Annotated in this window: 1 pseudogene; it reads left to right on the plus strand. The window is 77.4% G+C overall.

What is annotated here, in order from left to right:
- Positions 1-115 precede the first annotated feature (115 nt).
- Positions 116-314: pseudogene (locus PUR56_RS28740) on the plus strand (beta-ketoacyl synthase N-terminal-like domain-containing protein); the annotation flags it as partial.

The raw sequence follows: 314 nt of genomic DNA on the forward strand, positions 1-314 counted from the left end.
CCCCGGCCCGGCGCGGCCGGTCGGTCGCGGGCCAGTCGCGGGCCGCGGGCAGCCACTCCACCGCACCCGCGGACCCGTCCCCCTGCGAGGACGGCCCGGCCAGGGGGCGCGTGCGCGGGCGGGGATCGACCCGTTGGGCCTGCGCGGTTCGCGGACCGGGGGGTTCGCGGGCGTGATGTACAACGACTACTCGATGGTGCTGGGGGCCTCGGACGCCAGTGCCGAGGGCTTCATGGGCACCGGCGGGAGCATCGCGTCGGGCCGGGTGTCGTACACCTTCGGTCTGGAGGGCCCGGCGGTCACCGTCGACACGG

The organism is Streptomyces sp. BE303 (assembly GCF_036290945.1).
In the GTDB taxonomy this organism is placed as follows: domain Bacteria; phylum Actinomycetota; class Actinomycetes; order Streptomycetales; family Streptomycetaceae; genus Kitasatospora.